We start from the raw sequence: 23009 nt of genomic DNA on the forward strand, positions 1-23009 counted from the left end.
AGATTGGCTTATCGGTTATGCCGCCGGAAGGATGGGGTTGGTGGACCGTTTACAATATGCGCGTGATCTGAGCGGTGAAGGCGCCCGACTCTTTGGGGGACGTTGGACCCCGCCGGGTTATCCGGCGATCTATACGGCGGAGCACCCGGCTCTGGCCGGTTTCGAGAAACTGGTGAACGCGGGTGTGGGCGTTAAAAATAGCCCACCGGGGTATCGGTTGGTTGTTTTCTCCATGCCCAGCGACAGCGTTGATCGCATTCAGCGCCAGCCCAATGACTGTATCGCGGTGGGCAAAGCATGGCTCGACGCCAATGAATACCTGGCGCTCAAGGTGCCGTCCGTAGTCGCGCCGTATGCGACCAACGTGATCATCAATCCACGGCACCGGCTAGCCCAGGCGATCACCATCGTTGATGAGGCAGCCTTCCCTTTCGATTCGCGGCTTTGACCACGTGAACCGGCCGGCCGCGTCTACATCGGGATTGCCATGGACTACTCCCGCTTCGGTTGAATCGGGTCTCGGATCCTAGTTCCGTCGGGCATAGCGATTCCGGGCAGGCAAGCGGCCACCTTGTTGAGCGCCTCGGCGATCGGCCCGCTCACCTCATCCAGCACATTCGCTAGAAAGAAATTTGCCGGGAAATTAAACCTCTATTTAATTCAAAACCTTAAGATGCGAATTTGCGACAGACTTTATTGTTTCTTTTCAAACCCCTCCAAAATGACTCGACGCTACTCAACGGTTACGCTTTTTGCCAAATTCCGGGGCTGATCCACATCCGTGCCCTTGGCGACGGCGACGTGATAGGCGAGTAGCTGCAGCGGGATGGTGTAGGCGATCGGGGCGAGGATGTGCGGTACGTGGGGCATGTCGAGCACGGTGATGCCGGGCTCGGTATCGAGGCCGGAATTCTCGTCGGCGAAGACATACAGCTTGCCGCCGCGGGCGCGGACTTCCTGCAGGTTGGATTTGACCTTCTCCAGCCATTCGTTGTTCGGTGCCACGGCCACGACCGGCATATCTTCGTCGACCAGGGCCAGCGGCCCATGCTTGAGTTCGCCCGCGGCGTAGGCTTCCGCGTGGAGATAGGAGATTTCCTTGAGCTTGAGCGCGCCTTCCATGGCGATCGGGTACATCGGACCGCGGCCGAGGAACAGGGCGTGCTGCTTGTCGACGAACTGTTCGGCCAGGTGGCTGATCGCGGTGTCGAGTTCGAGCACACGGGTGACCGCGGCTTCCACGCCGCGAATGTCCTCGACCATGGCCTTCGCCCGCTCCGGGCCGCGCCCGAGCAGGCCGGTGAGCATGCGCAGGCACATGAGCTGGGTGGTGAAGGCCTTGGTGGAGGCCACCCCGATCTCGGGCCCGGCGCGCGTCATCATGACCAGGTCGGACTCGCGTGTCATCGAGGTTTCGGGCTTGTTGCAGATCGCCAGCGTGGTGAGATAGCCGGCGCCGGCGCCGAGGCTCTTGGCGTAGCGCAGCGCGGCGAGGGTGTCGGCTGTTTCGCCCGACTGGCTGAGGGTGATGAACAGGCAGTTTTTCGGCACCACCGGGTCGCGATAGCGATATTCGCTGGCCAGCTCGACGCTGCAGGGAATACGCGCCTCCGCCTCGATCCAGTAGCGGGCGACCATGCCGGCATGGCTGCTGGTGCCGCAGGCCACGATATGGACGGCCTCGACTCGGGCGAACAGGCTTTCGGCCTCGGGGCCGATACTGGAGGCCAGCACGCCGTCGTCGGAAAGCCGGCCCTGCCAGGTTTCGGCCAGGGCGCGCGGCTGCTCGTGGATTTCCTTGAGCATGAAGTGCCGGTAGCCGCCCTTTTCGGTGGATTCGACCGAGAGCCCGGATTCCTGCACCGGCCGATCGAGTCTCTGGCCCTCGGCATCGGTGACTTCGAAATCGGCGGGCGTCAGCGTCACGACATCGCCTTCCTCGAGGTAGACGAAGCGGCGCGTGACCGGCAGCAAGGCGGCGACGTCGGATGCCACGAAATGCTCGCCGATCCCCACGCCGAGCACGAGCGGCGAACCGCGACGGGTCGCGACGAGCGTGTCCGGATCGCCGATGGCGACCACGGCCAGGGCGTAGGCGCCGTGCAGCTCGGCCACGGCGCGCCGCACCGCCTCGGTCAGCGTGGCGGAGGTGGCGCGATAGCTGTCAATGAGATGGGCGACGACTTCGGTGTCGGTTTCCGACTCGAAGCGATAGCCGGCGTCGCGCAGACGCGCGCGCAGCGCCTCGTGGTTCTCGATGATGCCGTTGTGCACCACCGCGACCCGATCGTTGGACACATGCGGGTGGGCGTTGATCTCGTTGACGCCGCCGTGGGTCGCCCAGCGCGTGTGGGCGATACCGAGCATGCCGGGGTTATGCTCGCCCAGCCGCTGGGCCAACGCGGCGACCTTGCCAACCGCGCGGGTGCGCTCGATGCGGCCGTTGTCGACCAGCGCCATGCCGGCCGAATCGTAGCCGCGATATTCGAGCCGGTGAAGCCCTTCGAGCAGGATGGGCGCGACGTCGCGCTGCGCACTGGCTCCCACGATTCCGCACATAGCTGTCTCCTGATACGCCTCTGGGCTACTGATGACCCGGCGTGTGTTTCTTCGGCCGCTGCCAGCCGTCGAGGGTGGTCTGGCGGGCGCGTCCGACCGTGAGCTTGTCGGCCGGGGCGTTGCGGGTCAGCGTCGTGCCGGCCCCGATGGTCGCGCCACGTTCGACCGTGACCGGGGCGATCAGCTGGCAGTCGGAGCCGATGAAGGCGCCGTCGCCGATCCGGGTGACATGCTTGTTCGCGCCATCGTAGTTACAGGTGATCACCCCGGCGCCGATGTTGACGTCGCGGCCCACCCGGGTATCGCCGACGTAGCTCAGGTGGTTGATCTTGCTGCCTTCGCCGACGTCGGTTTTCTTTGTTTCAACGAAATTGCCGATCTTGGCGCGATCGGCCACCCGCGTGTCCGGCCGCAGCCGGGCGAACGGGCCGATCTGGCAGCGGGCGCCGATCGCCGCATGCTCGATCACGGTATGCGAAGCGATCTGGGTGTGATCCTCGATCGTGCAGTGCCGCAGCACGCAGTTGGGGCCGATGGTCACCCCTTCGCCGAGGACCACGTCACCTTCGATTACGACATTGACGTCGATAGTGGTATCGCGCCCGGCGCGCAGACTGCCGCGCAGGTCGAACCGGTCGGGATCGCGCAGCGTGAGCCCCTGGGCCATCAGCGTCTCGGCCTGGCGCCGTTGGTACAGGCGCTCGGCTCGCGCGAGATCGAGCTTGTTGTTGATGCCCTGGGTTTCGGCCGCGGTACCGGCCTGGCCGGCCACCACGGCGACACCGTCCACGGCCGCCAGACCGATGCAGTCGGTCAGATAGTATTCGCCCTGCGCATTGCGGTTGGTCAGCCGCGCCAGCCAGTCGCGCAGGTGGCGCGCCTGGGCACACAGCAGGCCGGTGTTGGTCTCGTGGATATGCTTCTGCTCGCGGGTGGCGTCCTTGTCCTCGACGATGCCGATCACGCGGTTGTCGTCGTTGCGCAGCACGCGCCCGTAACCGGCCGGGTTGTCGAGCACCACGGTCAACAACGCCAGCTTGTCCTCGCCCGCGGCCGCGACCAGATGCGACAGGGTCGCGGCCCGTACCAGCGGCACGTCGCCATAGAGTACGAGCACACGCGCGTCGTCCGGGATGGCATCCATCGCCCGGGCCACGGCATGACCGGTGCCGAGCTGCTCGGCCTGGTGCACCCAATTGACGTCGAGATAGCCCAGTGCGGACTGCACGGCCTGGCCGCCGTGGCCATAGACGACATGGATCCGCGCCGGCTCGAGCGTCTGGGCCGCTTCGACCACGTGCTTGAGCAACGGCCGGTCGCCCAGCGGCTGCAGCACCTTGGGCAGGGCCGAATTCATGCGCTTACCCTGGCCGGCCGCCAGAATGACGATATGCAGACTCATGATGTGGTAATCCCCGAAGCGGCTCGCTGGCGCGACTATACCGCTGAAGCAGTGACCGACGTAAGCGCGGGCTGGCGCTGCAACCGCGCGACCACCCAGTCGGGCAGGGTCTCGGCGGTCCAGAGCGCGCGATGCAGCCAGTCGAGGCGCTGCGGGTCCGCGAGCAGATCCCGTTGCTCGCGCGCGTTCAGGCCATCCGGGCCGTCGTCCAGCGCGCGCTGGGCCAGTTCGTCGCGATAGCGCGCCACCTCCGGGTCCAGCCGCCGCGGGCTGCCCTGCAAGCCGACATGCAACGCCGCCAGACCGGGATCGACGACGACATCGGCGAAGTCCGCTGCCACGGCCTCGGCCTCGATCTCGATCACCCGGCGCAACTCGGTCGGGGGGTTCCATTCCTCGGGGATGAGTTGCAGCCCGTTGTTACGCATCCATACGCCGATATCCACGCGGGACGTGATCACGGTCACCACGGGGGCGAAGAACAGCGGCAACAGGATCGGCAGCAACCAGGGGAAAAAGCCCGGCGTGTAGATATACAGCACCGCCCCCCAGGCCGCCGCCAGCAGCATGCCCGGCAGATGAAACCGAAGGGCCGCCAGCCATGGCACCTGGGCATCCGCGCGCTGCTGGCTGTTCCATTTCACCTGCTTGCCGATCAGCGTCGTGAATACGAACAGCGTATGCGACAGCATGCGCACCGGGGCCAGCAGCGATGTGAGCACGATCTCGATCAGCGTGGAGCCGATCAGATTGCCGACGCCGCCGAAATCCTTCTGCTGGCGGCGCGCGATGATCATGGCCATACCCAGGATCTTGGGCAGGAACAACACCACCATCGTGGCGCAGAACAGGCTGACCGCCCAGATCGGCTGCCAGACCGGCCACGACGGGAACAAGGCACCGGGCGAGGGAAAGTAATCCGGCGTGGTGATCGCTTCAAGCACGGCCTCGGTCGAGGACAACACCAGGAACACGAACCAGATCGCCGCCGAGGTATAGGCCATCACCCCGTTGGCGAACAAGGCCCGGTGCGCCGGCGCGAGATTGTCCGAAAACAGCAGGCGCAGATGCTGAATATTGCCCTGGCACCAGCGCCGGTCGCGGCCCAGCTCGTCGATGAGCGTGGGCGGCACTTCCTCGTAGCTGCCGGGCAGATCGTAGGCAATGTACACGCCCCAGCCGGCCCGCCGCATGAGCGCGGCCTCGACGAAGTCGTGCGACAGGATCTCGCCGGACAGCGCCCCTCGGCCCGGCAAGCGCGGCAACGCGCAGTGCGCCATGAACGGGGCGATGCGGATGATCGCGTTGTGGCCCCAGTAGTGGGCGTTGTCCAGATGCCAGTAGTGCAGCCCGGCGGCGAACATCCGGCCGTACACGCGCGTGGCGAACTGCTGCACGCGCGCCAGGAAACTCGAGCGATTGACCGCGGTGGGCGGCGTCTGGATCAGACCCACGCTGGGGTTGGCCTGCATCCGGTCAACCATGGCCGTGAGCGTGGCGCCGACCATGAGCGAATCCGCGTCGAGCACGATCATGTAGCGGTAACGCCCGCCCCAGCGCCGGCAGAAATCGGCCAGGTTGCCGCTCTTGCGCTTCACGCGGGCCCGGCGCCGGCGATAGAACAGACGATCGAACGCGTCCAACGAGCGGCAGGTTTCCGCCCAGGTGCGCTCCTCGGCAGCGATCGTGTCCGGCTTGACCGAGTCGCTCAGCACGAAGAAATCGAACTCGCCCAACCGGCCGGTCGCCTTCAACGACTCGTAGATGGCCGCCAGCCCGGCGAACGTGCGCGCGACGTCCTCTTCGTAGATCGGCATCACGATTGCGGTGCGCGCATGGTCTGCGGCCGGTGCGGCGTCATCGGCCGAAATGAGATACTTGTCGCCCCGCCAGAGCACCAGAAAACCGGCCATGGCGGTCCAGAAACCGACCAGAATCCAGGCGAACAACAGTGCCGCCAGCGCCAGGATGACCGCTTCCAGCGGCGACCGGCCCTGATGCGGCAGCGTCGTGAGCATGTAGAAGGTGGCCCCCGCGGCCGGAAGCGCTACCAGAATGAACAGGAAGGCCTGGCGCAGGCGCACGATGTTGCGTAGCCGGCTGGGAACCGCCTTGGGCAGGCGCCGTCGGCGCTCCATGCTCGGCATGATGCGGCCGAGAAAACGCCATGGACGGCGATCCATGCTGGCCGGCGACATCGACCAACGACTCAGGCGCGGCATGGACGCACCGCGATAACCGCCCCCCCCGATCGCATGGCGCCGCTGCGCCAGCTGCGGGTATGCCGCTTCAATGCGGGCAGCCAGCTCGGCCTCCGCACCTTCGTCGCCATCGCCGGCCAGCGCCTCGTAGAGTCGTGCGATCGCCTCGGTGGTTGAGGCAGGGGCCGCCGCGGCGACCGCGGCGCGTAATTCGCGCCTGCGCGCCGACGCCAGGTTCAACCCGGATAGATAGGCGTCGACCCGGCCGAGCGGCGTATCGATAGCTTCGTTCGTACAACTCACGGCGTGGCCAGCAGGTAGCTCCAGGTCTCGGTCAGGCCGCCGCCGTTGGCGTCGGCCAGATAGGCCCGCAGTTCCAGCGGCTTATCGAGGGCACTGGTCGGCACCAGGAACGTAAGTCGCCAACCGCCGGTATGCGGATTACGCACAGCCTTGATGTTGTTGAGGGTGACATCGCGCGACGCATTGACCTTCGGCTGCACCGAGTTCGCGTCGGTCAGCTTGGAAAGTTCGCCGCCGACGAAATCGATCGCGACCCGCACCTGATTCTTCTGCTGGCCCGGCTTGACCGCAGCCATACCCACACGTGTGGCCACCGTATGGCCCAGCGAGTTGGGCACGGCCAGATCGCTCGACCACTTGATGTCATAGGCGAAGTGCAGCCGCTGGCCGGCCTTCACCGGGGCGGCCGGCACCCAGTACAACGAGATATTGTCGTTGACTTCGCTGTCCGACGGGATTTCCACCAGTTCGAGATGGCCCTTGCCCCAGTCGCCGTCGGGCGTCACCCAGGCGTTGGGGCGCTTCTCGTACTCGTAATTCAAGTCCTGGTAATGGTCGAACTTGCGATCCCGTTGCATGAGCCCGAAGCCGCGCACATCGTTGGCATCGAATTGATTCATCCACAGCTTCTGCGGATTGACCAGCGGGCGCCACAGCCACTCGCCGTTGGCCGACGAAATGACCATGCCATCGGAATCATGGGCCTCGGGACGATAGTCCTTGAGGCGCGCGAGGCTGTTCTCGCCCCAGGTAAACATGCTGGTCAGGGGGGCGATGCCGAGCTTGGCGATGTCCTTGCGGGTGAACAGCGTTTCCTCGACATGCGTATGCGTGGCCTTGCCCGGCGTGATGACGAACTTGTAGGCGCCGGTAACGCTCGGCGAATCCAGCAGCGCATACAGCGTCATCTGCTTGGACTTGGCGCCTGGATCGACCAGCCAGAACTGGGTGAAGTTCGGAAACTCCTCGCCCTTGTTGGTATTGCCGGTGTCGATGGCCAGGCCGCGCGCGGACAGCCCGTAATGCTCGTTCGCGCCGAGTGCGCGGAAGTAAGAGGCGCCAAGAAACGACACCACTTCGTCCATCTTGTTGGGATCGCCCAGTGCATGGAGCAGCTTGAAGCCGGCGTATCCCAGATCGTCGGGCACTTTTTTCTTCAGCGCGTCGCTGGGATAGTTGAAGTCGTTCTTGTCGAACTTGACCGCCCGGGTCTTGCCGTCCTTGATCACGTGAATCGTGACTGCGTGATCGTAGTACGAACCCGGGTGATAAAACATGACCTGGAACGGCAGTTTCTGATCGTGCCAGAGGGCATCGTCACGCTTGAAGGTAATCCTGGAGCGCTGGTCCGCGCTCAGGCTGGTCAGAAACTGCGGGACCTTGGCCGGCGCATGGTAGTCCTTCTTCGACAACGCCTTGGCGCGATCGATCAGCTGGTCGTAGGAAAACGGGGCGCTGTTGTCGCTCTCATCCGTCGATTTGTTCTGGCCGTTGCTCTGGCCGTTGTCGTTGGCACTCTGGTCCGACTTCTTTTGCTCGTTCTTTTTCTTGTTGCCGCTCGCCGCGCCGGCCTTGTCGGCCTTATCGCCATCGGGCTTGGCAGCAGTGTCGTTTTTCTGCGCGGACGCACCGGCCGACTTGCCCTGACTCGAGCCGGCGGCTTGACCCGTGTGAGCGGTCGAGGCATCAGCCGCGACCGCCAGCCCCGGCAGCACGAGTCCCGCACCCAGCAGCAGCACGCCGGCACAGCGTGCGATACGCCGAGTTTGGATCGAAAGAATGCGCATGAAGACGAAATCCTTTGCTATGACGCGACGCCTGCTAATCCAGGAGCGCGGCGCGGCCGATCGAGCGTCGTGCCGTGGCCGCAGCCAGCGGTGGGCGGCCTATGACACGCGAAACCCGATGACCGGAAAATGAACGCGACCACCCCCCAATGGCCGCTGACTGTCATCGTTGTAACCCCAGAATAACCCGAGCCGCGACACGCACGCTGAACCGGACCACCGCGGCCGTCGTCCCGAGCGGCGCAATCCAGCGCGAAAAGGCGGCACCTCGGTCGGTCAGTCGCGCCCGAACCAATTGCCTCGCAGCCGATCGACCATCGAGCCGAGCCGCGGCAGAACCGCACCGGCATTCTGGCGAATGCTCAGCGTCATCTGCATATCCGGGCGATCGTTGCTCGGGCCCCAGCCGGATGACAGGTAATCCACGCTGAATGCCACATTGTCCAACAAACCCGGAAAGCCCATGGCCAGCCCCGTGCGACTACCGACGGCACGGCCGTCATACTGACTGCCGCCGATGGAAAAGCTGGGCTGAAGCCGCGTCTGCAGACCGGCCAGGTTCAGGCTGCGGCTTGCCGAGACCTCCCAGAGCGCGCCATCGACCGGCATCGCATGGGGTGCGGCCACATCGCCCTGATACCAACCGAGCGCCGAGTCGACGTGCCAATCGCGCCAGCGACGCGTGCGTGACGCCAACTCAAGCGACAGCGGCGTCCGGTGCTCGGTGTCGGGAACGCCGGCCCTGCCGAACTGCGCGCTCAGCCGCCAGGGCCGGCCGAGGGCGGTCGGCGACTTCACGCCGCTGACGCGCCACTTGTCCACCAGCCCATACGGCGTCCCGGTCGCGATATCGCCCCGGTGCACCATCACGCTGTTGCTCAGGCGCCAACGGCGCCCCAGATCATAGGCCGCGGACATTTCCATCCCGCGATCGCCGGCGGCAAGCGCACTGCCCCACGGGCGATAGTCGGCGCCGGCCTGAAAGTAAGCGATATGGTATCGACTTCGGCCGAAATCATGCCCGAATCCGACATGGGTTGCGCGCCCGCCCAATGCCGAGCCGTCAGCACCACTACTCGACAACTGGTCGGTCTCCAGGGTCAGGTCGGGCAGATACCAGCGATCACCCAGCGCGAGGCGGGTTTCGGCACGCATCAGGGTCTGACTGCCGACATTGGCGCCACGCGCCACCGTATGCATGGCGCCCACAGTCAAAAGCGGTGTGCCGTGGCGCGTACTGCGCCATTGCAGGCCGCTGGTCAGATAGTGGTTGGCATCGTCACTGAGCGAGTCGACGCCAAAGAACGCGGACGCGTCGCCGAGGCGCATGGGGCCCGCGGCCAGGTCGACATCGCTTTCGCGACCGTGGATCTGACGATTGAGATCGGACGAGTCGAACACCGAAAACGTATCGACGCTGGCCGCGTGCGCACTGCCGATCACACAGCACAACACCACCGCCACCGCGGCAGGGCCAGGAGGAGCGACCGGATCGACGGAATACTTCATGGCGGGCGTGGTACGGACCGCGTTTTGACGCGCCGCAACAATATACTGCGGCCCGGCACCGTTCTCAACATGCCGGGTCGCTCCAAGCGACTGATTCGCCGAGTTTAAGCGATTACGAGACGCTATCGTCCGCTACGTATCCGGCGCACCATCTCGAGACGGGCGGCGGCCTCGGTGAGTTCGTGCCGGGCCCGCTCTATATCCACCTTGTCGGAGGCCTCCGAAACCGCCTGTTCGGCGCGCTCCTTGGCTTTCTCCGCCTCGGCCTCGTCGATGTCCTGGGCGCGCTCGGCGGTATCGGCCATGACCGTGATCAGGTGTGGCTGAACTTCGAGCAGGCCGCCCGACACGAACACCTGCTCTTCGTCGTCGTTCTCGTCACGAATACGGAGATTGCCAGGCTTGAGGCGGGTCAGTAACGGCGCATGGCTCGGCATGATGCCGATCTCGCCCATTTCGGCGGGCGCGAACACGATGCTGGCCGAACCGGAGAAGATCTCGCCTTCCACGCTGACGACATCGACGTGAATTTTCATAACGCTTGCCTATGCCACGATTCAGGCAGCGGCCGCAGGTCGCGGCCGCCGTGCGACGAAGACGCCCGGATCAGGCCGCCTTCTCCTTCTTGGCCATGTCCTCGCCCTTGGCGACCGCTTCGTCGATGGTCCCGACCATGTAGAACGCCTGCTCGGGCAGATGATCGTACTCGCCGTCGACGATGCCCTGGAAGCCACGAATGGTCTCCGACAGCGGCACATACTTGCCGGGCGCGCCAGTGAACACCTCGGCCACGAAGAACGGCTGCGACAGAAAGCGCTCGATCTTGCGGGCACGGGACACGGCGAGCTTGTCGTCTTCGGACAACTCGTCCATGCCCAGAATCGCGATGATGTCCTTCAATTCGCGATAACGCTGCAGCGTCTGCTGCACGCCGCGCGCACAGTTGTAGTGCTCGTTGCCAATGATGTTCGGATCAAGCTGTCGCGAGGTCGAGTCCAGTGGGTCAACCGCCGGGTAGATGCCGCGCTCGGCAATGGAGCGGGCCAGCACAACGGTGGCGTCCAGATGCGCGAACGTGGTCGCCGGGGACGGATCGGTCAGGTCGTCCGCGGGCACGTAGACAGCCTGCACGGAGGTGATCGAACCGGTCTTGGTCGAGGTGATGCGCTCCTGCAGCAGGCCCATTTCCTCGGCCAGCGTTGGCTGGTAGCCCACGGCCGACGGCATGCGGCCCAGCAGGGCCGACACTTCGGTCCCGGCCAGCGTGTAACGATAGATGTTGTCAATGAACATCAGCACGTCACGGCCTTCGTCGCGGAAGAACTCGGCCATGGTGAGCCCGGTCAGCGCGACCCGCAGGCGGTTGCCCGGCGGCTCGTTCATCTGGCCGTAGACCAGCGCCACCTTGTCCAGAACGTTCGACTCCTGCATCTCGAAGTAGAAGTCGTTGCCCTCACGGGTACGCTCGCCGACACCGGCAAACACCGAGTAGCCCGAATGCTCTGCGGCGATGTTGCGGATGAGCTCCATCATGTTGACGGTCTTGCCCACGCCAGCACCGCCGAACAGGCCGACCTTGCCGCCCTTGGCGAACGGGCACAGCAAGTCGATGACCTTGATGCCGGTCTCCAGCAACTCCTGGCCACCGGCCTGTTCCTCGAACGTCGGCGGATCGCGGTGAATCGGCGCCGTGCCTTCCGCGCCGATGTCGCCCTTGTTGTCGATCGGCTGGCCGAGCACATCCATGATACGGCCCAGCGTCTTCTGGCCGACCGGCACCGAAATCGGATGCCCGGTATTCTCCACTTCGCCGCCGCGGGTCAGGCCCTCGGTCACGCCCATCGCGATGCAGCGTACCACGCCATCGCCGATCTGCTGCTCGACCTCGAGCACCAGCCCCGTCTCCTTGTGCTTGAGCGCATCGAAGATATTCGGCAGCGATTCGTGGTCGAACTCGACGTCCACTACCGGGCCGATGATCTGTACGACTTTTCCAAGACTCATAGCGTTTCCTCAGACTGGGCAGCATCGGCTGCCGCGTATCTTGTTCTTTCGTTGCGATGGCCCGCGTGGGCCGCTGCAGTCAGGAGACCGCGGCCGCGCCGGCCACGATTTCCGACAGTTCCTGGGTGATCGCCGCCTGGCGCTGTTTGTTGTACTCCAACTGCAGGTCGTCGATGATGTCGCCGGCGTTATCCGAGGCCGACTTCATCGCCACCATCCGCGCCGCCATCTCGCAGGCCACGTTCTCGACCGCGCCCTGGTAGACCTGCGACTCGACGAAACGCACCAGAAGGTCATCCACGAGTCCATTGTCTTCGGGCTCGTAGATATAGTCCCAGCGATCCGACAGTTCGTTGTCGTCGCTTTCCGCGACCGGCAGCAACTGCTGGCGATACGGACGCTGGGTCATCGTGTTGACGAACTCGTTACCCATGACGAACACGCGATCGAGATTGCCTTCGCGGTAATCGTCGAGCATGACCTTGACCGTCCCGATCAGATCCTGCAGGTGCGGCCGGTCACCGAGATCCACCACATCGGCTCTGACCTTGGCGAAGCGCTTGAAAAAACTCAGCCCCTTGCGCCCGATGACGACCAGGTCCACGTCGACGTTCTCGGCGTTCCACGCCCGGATTTCACCCAGAACACGGCGGAACAGGTTGATGTTCAGGCCGCCGCACAGACCCCGGTCGGTCGAAATCACGACGATCCCGACCCGTTTGGCTTCGCGTTCGATCAAGAACTCATGCCGGCCACCGATACTGGCCTTGGCGACATGGCCCACCGTACGCCGGATCTTGGCCGCGTACGGGCGCGCCGCCTCGACACGCTCCTGGGCCTTGCGCATCTTGGAGGCCGCGACCATCTCCATGGCCTTGGTGATCTTTTGCGTATTCTGAACGCTCTTGATCTTGGTCTTGACTTCCTTGGCACCGGCCATTTAGCGAACTCCGTTGAACGGCATCACGCGGCAGTGTTTCACCACGTGTGCGAATCCTTGAAGGACTTGAGCGCCGAATGCAGGCCGTCCTTGATCTCGTCCGAGTAGTCGCCCGTTTCGTTGATCCTGTCGACCAGCTCCTTCTGCTCAGAGGTCATGTACTGATGCAGTGCGGCCTCGAAAGCCTGCACCTTGTCGGCATCGACATCGTCCAGATAGCCCTGCTCGGCTGCAAACAGCGAGGACGCCATCAGCGCTACCGACAACGGCGAGTACTGGTTCTGCACCATCAGCTGCGTGACGCGCTCGCCATGCTCAAGCTGCTTGCGCGTGGTCTCGTCGAGATCGGAGGCAAACTGCGCAAACGCGGCCAACTCGCGGTACTGGGCCAGCGCCAGGCGGATCCCGCCGCCGAGCTTCTTGATGATCTTGGTCTGGGCCGAGCCGCCGACGCGCGAGACCGACAGACCGGCGTCCACCGCCGGGCGGGAGCCGGAATTGAACTTGTCGGTATCCAGATAGATCTGGCCGTCGGTGATCGAGATCACGTTGGTCGGCACGAACGCGGATACGTCGCCGGCCTGGGTCTCGATGATCGGCAGCGCCGTGAGCGAGCCGGTCTTGCCCTTGACCTCGCCGTTGGTCAGCTGTTCGACGTAATCTGCGTTGATCCGCGCGGCCCGCTCGAGCAAGCGGGAATGCAGATAGAACACGTCGCCCGGATAGGCTTCACGGCCCGGCGGACGCCGCAGCAGCAGCGAGATCTGGCGATAGGCCACCGCCTGCTTGGACAGGTCGTCATAGACGATCAGGGCATCTTCGCCCTTGTCACGGAAGTATTCGCCCATCGAACAGCCGGCGTAAGGCGCCATGTACTGCAGCGCCGGCGAGATCGCCGCCCCAGCGGCCACCACGATGGTGTGCTCCATCGCGCCATGTTCCTCGAGCTTGCGCACGACGTTGGCAACCGAGCTGTTCTTCTGCCCGATGGCCACGTAGATGCACTTGATGCCCGTGCCCTTCTGGTTGATGATCGCGTCGATCGCAATCGCGCTCTTGCCGATCTGGCGGTCGCCGATGATCAGCTCGCGCTGGCCGCGACCGATCGGCACCATGGCGTCGATCGCCTTGAGCCCGGTCTGCACCGGCTGGTCGACCGACTGGCGTGCGATAACACCCGGTGCCACCTTCTCGATCGGCGACGTGCGGGTCGTGCCCAACTCGCCCTTGCCATCGATCGGGTTGCCCAGCGGATCGACCACGCGGCCGAGCAGTTCCTCGCCGACCGGCACTTCCAGCACCTTGCCGGTCGTCTTGACCTCGCAGCCTTCCGAGATGTGGCGGTAGTCGCCCATCAGCACGGCGCCGACCGAGTCACGTTCGAGGTTGAGCGCCAGCCCGTAGGTGCCGCCGGGGAATTCGAGCATCTCGCCCTGCATCGCGTTCGCCAGCCCGTAGATACGGGCGATGCCGTCGGCCAGGCTTACCAGCGTGCCGACATTGCGCGATTCGGTGACGGTCTCGAAGTTCTCGATCCGTTGCTTGATCAGATCCGAAATTTCCGCCGGATTGAGTTGCATTGATGTCTTCCTCTTTATCCTTCTCGCCGCGTGCGCCACGCGACGGCGTCCACCTTAATGGGCGAGAGACTGGCGCATCCGCGCGAGCTGGGCTGTCAACGAACCGTCGATCACGAGGTCACCGGCGCGAATCACCGCACCGCCGATGACCGAATCGTCCTCGGCGAACGTCATCGAGATACGGCGGTTGAAATGCTTCTCGAGCGCCTGCCCGAATGCCGTGCGCTGACCCTCGGACAATGCCACGGCCGAGATGATTTCCACGTCGAGCCGGTCCTCGGCCGCCGCGCGCTCGGTCTCGAACAGCTCGGCAATCTCCGGCGCCAGCGACAATCGATTGTTGTCGATCAACAGTCGCACGAAATTACGCGCCTGAGCACCGAAGTCGGCAGCGCCGGTTTCGATGATGGCCTCGGCGAGTACCGTTTCGGAGACACGCGGATTGTTCATCAGCGCCGCGACCGACTCATTGGCGACGATGGCGGACAACGCGGCCAGCGCATCCGACCACTGCGACAAGCCGTCGCCGCCGGATGCCTGAGCCAATTCGTAGACCGCCTCGGCGTAAGGCCGGGCCAGGGTGTAGCGCTCAGCCATGACTATCGGATCTCCGCCACGAGGTCGTCGATGATGTCGTTGTGCGCCTGGGCGTCGATCTCGCGCTTGAGGATGCGCTCGGCACCCGTGACCGCGAGTTCGCCGACTTCACGACGCAGCTCTTCCTTGGCGGAAGCCACGGCCTGATCGATCTCCTCACGGGCGGCGGCAACGATGCGATCGCCTTCGGCGCGCGCATCGCCGCGCGCCTTGTCGAGCGTCTCGTTGGCCTGACGCTGGGCATTGGCAAGCAGCTCGCGGGCCTCCTCCTGCGCCTTGGCCAGACGCGACTCGGCCTCCTTGACGGCCTCGTCGAGTTCGAGCCGACCGCGCTCCGCCGCGGCCAGACCTTCGCTGATCTTCTGGCGGCGCTCGTCGATCGTCTTCGTCACCGGCCCCCAGAGCACCTTCTTGACAAAGAAGACGAGGGCCAGAAAGACCAGTATCTGGACGAACAGTGTTCCGGTAATAGCGACCATGACGCGCTCCGGGCTTAGCCGCCGGCCAGGCTAGACAGCGTACCCACAAACGGGTTGGCGAACAGGAACCACATGGCCACACCGAACAGGATGAACGGGAAGGATTCCATGAGGCCGGCGAAGATGAACATGTTGACCATCAGCTGCGGGCGCATCTCCGGCTGCCGGGCGATGCCTTCCAGCGCCTTCGAGGTGATCAGGCCCCAGCCGATCGCCGAACCGAGACCGGCGGCGGCCAGCATGAGACCCACGGCGACGGCCGTCGCGGCGACGATCTCAGCAATTTGTTGTGGATCCGAATGCACGATTGCTACTCCTTATCGACGTTTCTTGGCTTAACGATGGACGAGGTCGGCTTCCCTGTGCGACCCCGTCCCAGCGATGTTCGGATCTCGCGACCCGTTTCCTCTTGCCGGCACGGCGGCCGGCGCGACACCCGATGCCGACAACTCGTGGAGATCTGTCGGCGTGACTGTGGCTCCGGCCGCGCGCTCCGGCGGCCGGCGGTAACGACGCCGGGGGAACGCCCGACGGGTGAAACCTTGTCAGTGTTCCGTCTGCTGCGCCATACCCAAATAGACGATGGACAGCACTGCGAAGATAAAGGCTTGCAGGACACAGATCAGCAGATCGAACACACTCCAGACGAAACCGCCCACGAAGTGCAACGGCGCCCACACCGCCACCATCGCGCTCGGCGGCGACAGGGCGGACAGCGTAAGCATCGCCAGCAAGGCAAAGATCAGCTCACCGGCGAACATGTTACCGAACAGTCGCAGCGCCAGGCTGACCGGCTTGGACAAGTCATCGATCAACGTTGTGAGGATGTTCGCAGGGGCCGCGTATTTTCCATACGGATGCGTCAGGAACCGCTTCACATAGCCCTTCATGCCGTTGGCACGCAGCTGGTAGTAAACCATGATCGCGAATACGACGATGGCCATGGCGAACGGCGTATCCAGTGCCGCCGTGGGCAGGATACGGAAATACACGTGCTGGAAGCCGAGCGCGTGGCCGATGCCGCCCAGCACGCTGGGCACGAGATCAACCGGGATGAGGTCATTCAGGTTCATCGCGGTGACCCACAGAAAGATGGTCAGCGCCATCGCGCCAACAAAATCGTTCCGCTTGTGGAAGACCTGCCCCACCTGATCGCTGACGTATTCCACGCCCGCTTCCACGGCCATCTGGATGCCGCCGGGATCCTCGACGGTCAGGCGCTTGCGCACGAACAGCGCAAGAAACGCCACCAGACCGGCGCAGATCAGCCCGACAATGATCAGATCAATCGTGAAGGCGCCAAAATCAAGCAGCCCGGACGGCTGGTGATCGGCCCCGCAGCCAACACACCAGTCAGTGAGATGATGCCTGATGTATTCAGCCGAACTGCTGCCGCTATTGGCCATCGTATCGTCTTCCCATCAATTCGAGCATGTATCGACGCAACGGCCCGGCGGCCAGGTAGTAGGCCAGCTGAGCCCCGCCGAACCCGATCAGCATCGGCACCGGCGCAAAGCCGATCGCACCGATGCCGACCGCGAACGCGATACATACCATGATCATGCGCTCGGCCGCACCCAGCACCAGCCATCGCATGGCCGTGTCCGAGCGCGACGCCTGACCGATTCGCCAGGCCAGCATCAGCGTCATGATCAACGCGACAAGCCCACCGTAGATCGCGGCTACGGCGGCGCTACTCCCATAAATCACGCTGACCAGGATCGCCACACATACAGCGGCGACCGACTGCATGAGCAGCAATCGAGTCACAACATTTCGCATCGATTGTCGCTCGCTGAGGCTGCGTTCCTGGACGCGCTATTCCCTTTGTTTGAGCCGCGAGGCTACCTTGTTTCACTCGCGCATTTCAACAATTTTTCGGACCGCATTGAAGAATTTGCAAGTTGGCTCCAGTTGGCGCGCAGTTACGCGCACACTCCCTGTACATGACAGCCACATCGCCACCAGAACGGCCCCGATGCCACGCCGGGATCGGGTCAGTCGAAGCGCCCCACGAGCGCATCGAGCTCCTCGGCCGATTTGTAGCGGATGACGACGCGGCCACCGCCGCGGCGATCGGGCTCGATGCGCACCCCGGCCTCCAGCCGCCGCGCCAGACTCGACTCGAGCCGCGCCACGGTCGCGTCGCGCTCGGGCTGCGGCGCGGCGGGGGTTTCGCCGGAGAGCAGGGTGCGCACCAGCGACTCGGTCTGACGCACCGTCAGCCGCCGCGCGACGACGCGCTCGGCCGCCCGGGACTGGTCGTCGCCGGTCAGGGCGAGCAGCGCCCGGGCGTGCCCCATTTCGATCTCGCCGGCACGCAGGCGATCGGCCACATCGACATTGAGATCGGCCAGCCGTAACAGATTGGACACCGACGCCCGCGACCGCCCGACCGCTTCGGCGCAGGCGGCATGGGTCATGCCGTATTCCTCGATCAGGCGCTTGAGCGCGGCCGAAATCTCGAGGGGATTGAGATCCTCGCGCTGGATGTTCTCGATCAGCGCGATCGCCATGGCCGCATCGTCGGCGAGTTCGCGCACCACCGCCGGCACCGTGGCCAGCCCGGCCATGCGCGACGCCCGCCAGCGCCGCTCGCCGGCGATGATCTCGTAGCGCTGGGGGTCGTCGTCGCGCCGGCGCACGACCAGCGGCTGCACCACGCCCTGGGCCCGGATCGAGGCCGCCAGCGCTTCCAGCGCGTCGGCGTCCATGTCGCGACGCGGCTGATAGCGGCCGGGCGACAAATCGTCCAGCGCGACCTCGGTCAGGGCGCCGGACGCCGCCGCCTGTTCGTAGTCGTTCGCAAGCAGGGATTCCAGGCCCCGGCCGAGGCCCCGCTTCTTCTGTGCCATAAGCATCGCCCTGATGGTCCGGCCCCGCCGCGCCTCTTACGGCACGGTGATGACCCGATCGGCTGTTGCAATCCATTGTAAAAACACGCCCCGGCCGTGATTCGGCCGATCCCCGCAGCCATGCCTGCCGCGGTTCGCGCGCGCCCGGCGCTAGCTCCTGCGCCGGCGCCCGAACAACGAGGATACCGCACGCCGGGCGCCGCCGGTCGGCGCGTCGACCACTTCGTTGTCGTCGCGACCCAGCAATTCGGCGGCCAACGCCCGGTAGGCGGCCGAGCCGGTGGCGCTGCTGTCGTATGCGAGCACCGACAAACCATGACTCGGCGCCTCGGCCAGGCGGACGTTGCGCGGGATCACGGTCTTGTAGACGGAATCGCCGAAATAATCGACCAACTGGGCCGAGACATCGCCGGTCAGGCGGTTGCGTCCGTCATACATGGTACGCAACACGCCCTCGACGGCCAGCTCGGGATTGATCCGCTGGCGCACGCTGTCGATCGTCTCCAGCAGGGCCGAGAGCCCTTCCAGGGCGTAATATTCACATTGCATGGGGATGATCACGCCGCGCGCGGCGACCAGCGCGTTGATCGTGAGCATGGACAGCGCCGGCGGGCAGTCGATGACGACATAATCAAAGCTGTCGGCGATCGAGGACAGCGCGTCCTTCAACGCGGAACGTCCGCCGCCGCGCTCGCGCAGCCCCACTTCGGCCGCCGTCATGTCGCCGTTGGCGCCCAGCAGATAGAACTGGCCGTCGGCGACGACTTCCAACGCCTCCGCCACGCCCTTGTCGCCGAGCAGGAAATCGCAGACCGTTGCCTCGAGCGCGTTCTTGTCCACGCCCACGCCCATGGTGGCATTGCCCTGGGCATCCATGTCGACCAGCAGCACGCGTTGCTCGGCCTCGGCCAGCGCGGCGGCCAGATTGATGGCGGTGGTGGTCTTGCCCACACCGCCCTTCTGGTTGGCTATGGCGATGATGTTGCTCATGAAAAACAGCCTGGCGGTTGGCGCCGGGTGAAATGGCCCCGAGTCGTGTGCGACCCGAGTTTATCGCATGCGGGAACAGGCCGGTGCCGCCCCGCGCGGCACCGCCTAGATCAGCCCGGGCTCGAGAATCGCGACATGTCGTTCCGCACCGAGCCCCGGCACGGTCACGCGCACGGTTTCGACATGCCGAAAGGCCAGCGGCAGGTCATCCATTTCGGCGGCCGGGTCGCGCCCCTTCATGAGCACGAAACGCCCGCCCGGCGCGATCAGATGGCCGGCGCCGCGCACCGTATCGCCGGCGGTGGCGAACGCCCGCGTGACCACGCAGTCGAAACGCTGCGGCGGGCTGAAGTCCTCGACCCGCGACTGGACCACATCGACGTGCGCCAGCTCGAGCTGGCGGCGCACATGGCGCAGAAACGTGGCCTTCTTGCGGTTCGACTCGACCAGCGTGACCGCGAGCCGCGGGCGGGCGATCGCCAGCACCAGCCCCGGCAGCCCCGGCCCGGCGCCGACATCGGCGAGGTTCGCCCCCACCACGAAATCGGCGATGGCCAGACAATCCAGCAGATGCCGCGTGACCATCGCCTCCGGGTCACGCACGGCGGTGAGGTTATAGGTGGCGTTCCAGGTGTTCAGTTCGCGCAGATAAGCGACCAGACGATCGCGGACGTCGTCGGCGACCGCCAGCCCCAGGGCCTCCATGCCGGCGCCCAGCCGTTGTCCGCATGCGTCCCAGTCGGTCATGGCCATGGCGATCGATCCCCCGATGTGATCCGGCAAAGCCCGGCAGGATACCGGTTTTCAGACGGACGCGGGACCGGCCTTGATCGCGCATGATCGCCGCCGGCTCGATCCGGCGATCCGGCCACGGACACACCGGCCAAGTCCGCGCGTCACCGCCGATCCGCGCCGCCCGCCGGGCTCACGATTCGCCGCGTGCTTCGATCTTGGCCCAGGTGTCGCGCAGGGCGACCACACGATTGAACACCGGCGCGCCCGGCACGTGATCGTATCGATCGGCAACGAAATACCCCGTGCGTTCGAACTGCAGCCGGGTTTCGGGCGCCACTTCCGCGGCATCGGGCTCGATCCAGCAGCCTTCATGCACGGTCAGCGAAAACGGGTTCAGGCCGTCGAGCAGTTCGTCCTCGCGGCCCGGGTTCTCGACCGAGAACAGGCGGTCGTAGACCCGCACCAGCGCCTGCTTGCCATGGCTGGCCGAAACCCAGTGGATGACACCCTTGGGTTTGCTGCCATCGGCAGGATTGGCGCCGAGGGTATCCGGGTCGTAGGTGCAATGCACCTCGACGATCTCTCCCGCGTCGTTCCTGACCACGTCGTGCGCCTCGATGACATAGGCATTGCGCAGCCGCACTTTCTTGCCGAGCACGAGCCGCTTGTACTTCTTGTTCGCCTGTTCGCGGAAATCCTCTTGCTCGATATAGATCTCGCGCGTCAGCGGCAAGGCACGCTCGCCCATGTCGTCGCGGTTGGGATGGCCCGGCGCAGCCAGCGTCTCGACGCGGCCTTGCTCCCAGTTGGTGATCACCACCTTCAACGGCTCGATCACGCACATCGCCCGCGCCGCGTTGGTGTTCAGGTCATCGCGGATCGCGTGTTCGAGCATGGCCGCGTCGACCGTGCCGCCGCTGCGCGACACCCCCACCATCTCGCAGAAACGCCGAATGGATTCGGGGGTATAGCCGCGCCGCCGGATACCGGCAATGGTCGGCATGCGCGGGTCGTCCCAGCCGTCGACGATGCTCTCGTCGACCAGCCGGCGCAGCTTGCGCTTGCTGGTGATGGTGTAGTTGAGATTGACCCGCGCGAACTCGTACTGCACCGGCCGGCTCGGCACCGGCAGGTGCGCGATCAGCCAGTTGTACAGCGGGCGGTGATCCTCGAATTCCAGCGTACAAATCGAGTGCGTCACGCCCTCGATGGCATCGGACTGGCCGTGGGCGAAATCGTAGGAGGGATAGACGCACCACTTGTTGCCGGTCTGGTGATGGGCCTTGTTGCGGATGCGGTAGATCACCGGATCGCGCAGGTTGATGTTGCCGGACGCCATGTCGATCTTCGCGCGCAGGCTGGCGGCACCTTCCGCGTAGTCGCCGTTCGCCATCGCCGTGAAAATGGCCCGGCTCTCGGCCGGGTCGCGATCGCGGTAGGGGCTGTTGGTGCCCGGTTCGGTGAGCGTGCCGCGATACTCGCGAATCTGTTCGGGCGTGAGCTCGTCGACATAGGCCAGCCCGGCATCGATCAGGGTCAGGGCATAGTCGTAGAGCGTGTCGAAATAATCGGAGGTATAGCGCACCTCGCCGTCCCATTCGAAGCCCAGCCAATGGATGTCGGCCTGAATGGAGTCGATGTACTCCTGGTCCTCGGCGTCGGGATTGGTGTCGTCGAAGCGCAATCGGCAGCGGCCATCGAAATATTCGGCCAGCCCGAAGTTAAGGCAGATCGAGGCCGCATGGCCGATGTGCAGATAACCGTTCGGCTCCGGCGGAAACCGGGTCACGACCTCGCCCTGATGCTCGCCCGAGGCGATCTGCTCGGCGATCAGCGTGCGCAGGAAATTGGTGCCACCGGTTTTTTCGGCGGCGGCGTCGTGGGCGTTGTTGTTGCTCATAGCGGCCGGCTCATCAATACGCAGCGCGAAGATCGACGGGCATGGCGCCCCGTCACGAAACAGCACCGAATTATAACGGGTTGTAACGGATCACTGGCGAGATGAACACGCCACATGCGCGCGGCGACAACGGTCGACCGTCATGATCAATTTAACGTTCAGTTGTTAATGAACGATTCATACAAACAGGATAGAGTCGAGCTGAAATCACACAACGGGCCGCAAGCTCGCCCAGGAGATCCCCATGAACAACCCCACCCCAACCCGCCGTTCGCGCTGGTTCGCGCGGCTGGCCGCGCCGCTGGGCGGCCTGGCGCTGCTCGGCGCCGGCATCGGCGCCGCCCAGGCGCATGATTTCGATCACCACGATCGGGCCAACGTGGAGCTCCACCGTGATCGAACCGTTCATCGCGACCATGAACGCTATCGGGGGCGCGACCACGGCGACCATAACGACCACCGCTATCATCACGAGGATCGCTACGGATGGCGCGGCGAGCGGCGCGATCGCGATCACTATCGCCGGGATTACCGGCGCTACCCGGCGCACCGCTACGCCCGCGATGGCAGGTACGATCATGATGGCGACCGTGGCGTGTTCGGCCGCTGGTAAGTCGTGGAAAGTGGCCGGCAGCCGATCCCGCGCGTCAGGATCGGGCGCCGGCCGCCTCCGGAAAACAAGCGTCTCCCAGGAAATCCGCCACCCGGGCGTAGCGGTCCTGATCGAGCCCGCGAATGACACGCCGCATGCTGGAGCGAATCACCCGCATGGCGCCCTTCAACCCGTAGTGGATGCGCTTGCGGGTACCGAATCCCACACCCAGCGTCCGCAGCGGTCGCTGAAAATGATAATCGAACGATATCTCGCTCAGCTCGACGGTGAGTTCGAGCACCTGCTCACGCTGCATCTGCCCCGGGGGCATGGCGCAACCCGTCGATGATGCGGCGGACGCGTTCGGCCAGCGCGTCGGAAATCGGACAGCCGATGACGGTTTCGGGCATGACAGCCTCCGGTCGATCGCGGCCGGGCCGGCCCAGGGCCTGTTGCCGTTTCGTCCGCGTCCGCGCCAAGCGCAGTTTTGCGGCAAGACGAGGCGTAGCGAACGTAGCGTAGTTGTTCTACGTGAGAGAGCACCAACGCTGTATTGCCGCAAAACAGCGCTTGTCC

At 64.8% G+C, this 23009-nt stretch carries 21 protein-coding genes; 2 read left to right on the top strand and 19 right to left on the bottom strand.

Going from position 1 to position 23009, the window contains the following annotated elements; genetic code table 11:
* A partial coding sequence (locus ACS8Y6_RS11225) for an RES family NAD+ phosphorylase (protein ID WP_440855587.1) occupies window positions 1-448 on the top strand: 448 nt, incomplete at its 5' end.
* A gap of 284 nt (window positions 449-732) precedes the next feature.
* On the opposite strand, the gene glmS is transcribed toward ACS8Y6_RS11225, so the two are convergent.
* From glmS to ACS8Y6_RS11315, 18 genes are all read right to left on the bottom strand, one after another.
* Window positions 733-2559, bottom strand: coding sequence for a glutamine--fructose-6-phosphate transaminase (isomerizing) (gene glmS, locus ACS8Y6_RS11230; RefSeq protein WP_440855588.1), 1827 nt, complete (start codon window positions 2557-2559; stop codon window positions 733-735).
* Between the two features lie 25 nt (window positions 2560-2584).
* On the bottom strand, window positions 2585-3964 hold the full coding sequence (gene glmU, locus ACS8Y6_RS11235; RefSeq protein ID WP_440855630.1) for a bifunctional UDP-N-acetylglucosamine diphosphorylase/glucosamine-1-phosphate N-acetyltransferase GlmU: 1380 nt from the start codon (window positions 3962-3964) through the stop codon (window positions 2585-2587).
* A gap of 32 nt (window positions 3965-3996) precedes the next feature.
* Window positions 3997-6465 carry a glucans biosynthesis glucosyltransferase MdoH gene (gene mdoH / locus ACS8Y6_RS11240; RefSeq protein ID WP_440855589.1) on the bottom strand — a complete coding sequence of 823 codons (2469 nt, stop codon included), beginning with the start codon at window positions 6463-6465 and terminating at the stop codon, window positions 3997-3999.
* Entirely contained in the window at window positions 6462-8252 is a 1791-nt protein-coding gene (locus ACS8Y6_RS11245; RefSeq protein WP_440855590.1) for a glucan biosynthesis protein, read from the bottom strand. The genes mdoH and ACS8Y6_RS11245 overlap by 4 nt, the downstream gene beginning before the upstream one ends.
* 276 nt (window positions 8253-8528) lie before the next feature.
* Entirely contained in the window at window positions 8529-9761 is a 1233-nt protein-coding gene (locus ACS8Y6_RS11250) for a hypothetical protein (RefSeq protein WP_440855591.1), read from the bottom strand.
* Window positions 9762-9883: 122 nt separating this feature from the next.
* Complete coding sequence (locus ACS8Y6_RS11255) at window positions 9884-10297, bottom strand: F0F1 ATP synthase subunit epsilon (RefSeq protein WP_440848935.1); 414 nt, start codon at window positions 10295-10297, stop codon at window positions 9884-9886.
* Between the two features lie 70 nt (window positions 10298-10367).
* Window positions 10368-11765: a F0F1 ATP synthase subunit beta gene (gene atpD / locus ACS8Y6_RS11260; RefSeq protein WP_440848934.1), complete on the bottom strand. Its 1398-nt coding sequence runs from the start codon at window positions 11763-11765 to the stop codon at window positions 10368-10370.
* A gap of 79 nt (window positions 11766-11844) precedes the next feature.
* On the bottom strand, window positions 11845-12705 hold the full coding sequence (atpG, locus tag ACS8Y6_RS11265) for a F0F1 ATP synthase subunit gamma (RefSeq protein WP_440848933.1): 861 nt from the start codon (window positions 12703-12705) through the stop codon (window positions 11845-11847).
* A 38-nt stretch (window positions 12706-12743) separates the two neighbouring features.
* On the bottom strand, window positions 12744-14285 hold the full coding sequence (gene atpA, locus ACS8Y6_RS11270) for a F0F1 ATP synthase subunit alpha (RefSeq protein ID WP_440848932.1): 1542 nt from the start codon (window positions 14283-14285) through the stop codon (window positions 12744-12746).
* Window positions 14286-14339: 54 nt separating this feature from the next.
* Window positions 14340-14882 (bottom strand): F0F1 ATP synthase subunit delta, encoded by a 543-nt coding sequence (locus ACS8Y6_RS11275; RefSeq protein WP_440848931.1) that lies wholly within the window; start codon window positions 14880-14882, stop codon window positions 14340-14342.
* 2 nt (window positions 14883-14884) lie between these two features.
* Window positions 14885-15361, bottom strand: coding sequence for a F0F1 ATP synthase subunit B (locus ACS8Y6_RS11280; RefSeq protein ID WP_440848930.1), 477 nt, complete (start codon window positions 15359-15361; stop codon window positions 14885-14887).
* 14 nt (window positions 15362-15375) lie between these two features.
* Entirely contained in the window at window positions 15376-15666 is a 291-nt protein-coding gene (gene atpE, locus ACS8Y6_RS11285; RefSeq protein WP_370453234.1) for a F0F1 ATP synthase subunit C, read from the bottom strand.
* Between the two features lie 240 nt (window positions 15667-15906).
* Window positions 15907-16767 (bottom strand): F0F1 ATP synthase subunit A, encoded by an 861-nt coding sequence (gene atpB, locus ACS8Y6_RS11290; RefSeq protein WP_440855592.1) that lies wholly within the window; start codon window positions 16765-16767, stop codon window positions 15907-15909.
* A complete protein-coding gene (locus ACS8Y6_RS11295; RefSeq protein WP_440855593.1) occupies window positions 16757-17143 on the bottom strand; it encodes an ATP synthase subunit I in 387 nt (128 codons plus the stop codon). The genes atpB and ACS8Y6_RS11295 overlap by 11 nt, the downstream gene beginning before the upstream one ends.
* 215 nt (window positions 17144-17358) lie before the next feature.
* Window positions 17359-18216 carry a ParB/RepB/Spo0J family partition protein gene (locus tag ACS8Y6_RS11300; protein WP_440848927.1) on the bottom strand — a complete coding sequence of 286 codons (858 nt, stop codon included), beginning with the start codon at window positions 18214-18216 and terminating at the stop codon, window positions 17359-17361.
* 150 nt (window positions 18217-18366) lie between these two features.
* Window positions 18367-19206 carry a ParA family protein gene (locus ACS8Y6_RS11305; protein ID WP_440848926.1) on the bottom strand — a complete coding sequence of 280 codons (840 nt, stop codon included), beginning with the start codon at window positions 19204-19206 and terminating at the stop codon, window positions 18367-18369.
* 105 nt (window positions 19207-19311) lie between these two features.
* Window positions 19312-19959 (bottom strand): 16S rRNA (guanine(527)-N(7))-methyltransferase RsmG, encoded by a 648-nt coding sequence (rsmG, locus tag ACS8Y6_RS11310; protein ID WP_440848925.1) that lies wholly within the window; start codon window positions 19957-19959, stop codon window positions 19312-19314.
* Between the two features lie 172 nt (window positions 19960-20131).
* Window positions 20132-21841, bottom strand: a complete 1710-nt coding sequence (locus ACS8Y6_RS11315; protein ID WP_440855594.1) for a glutamine--tRNA ligase/YqeY domain fusion protein — start codon at window positions 21839-21841, stop codon at window positions 20132-20134.
* 244 nt (window positions 21842-22085) lie between these two features.
* On the opposite strand from ACS8Y6_RS11315, the gene ACS8Y6_RS11320 reads away from it, so the two are divergent.
* Entirely contained in the window at window positions 22086-22454 is a 369-nt protein-coding gene (locus tag ACS8Y6_RS11320; protein WP_440848923.1) for a hypothetical protein, read from the top strand.
* 34 nt (window positions 22455-22488) lie between these two features.
* Here ACS8Y6_RS11320 and ACS8Y6_RS11325 read toward each other — a convergent pair whose 3' ends face one another.
* Window positions 22489-22764 (bottom strand): hypothetical protein, encoded by a 276-nt coding sequence (locus ACS8Y6_RS11325; RefSeq protein ID WP_440848922.1) that lies wholly within the window; start codon window positions 22762-22764, stop codon window positions 22489-22491.
* Between the last annotated feature and the right edge of the window lie 245 nt (window positions 22765-23009).

This window comes from Salinisphaera sp. RV14, from assembly GCF_052044135.1.
Classification (GTDB): Bacteria; Pseudomonadota; Gammaproteobacteria; order Nevskiales; family Salinisphaeraceae; genus Salinisphaera.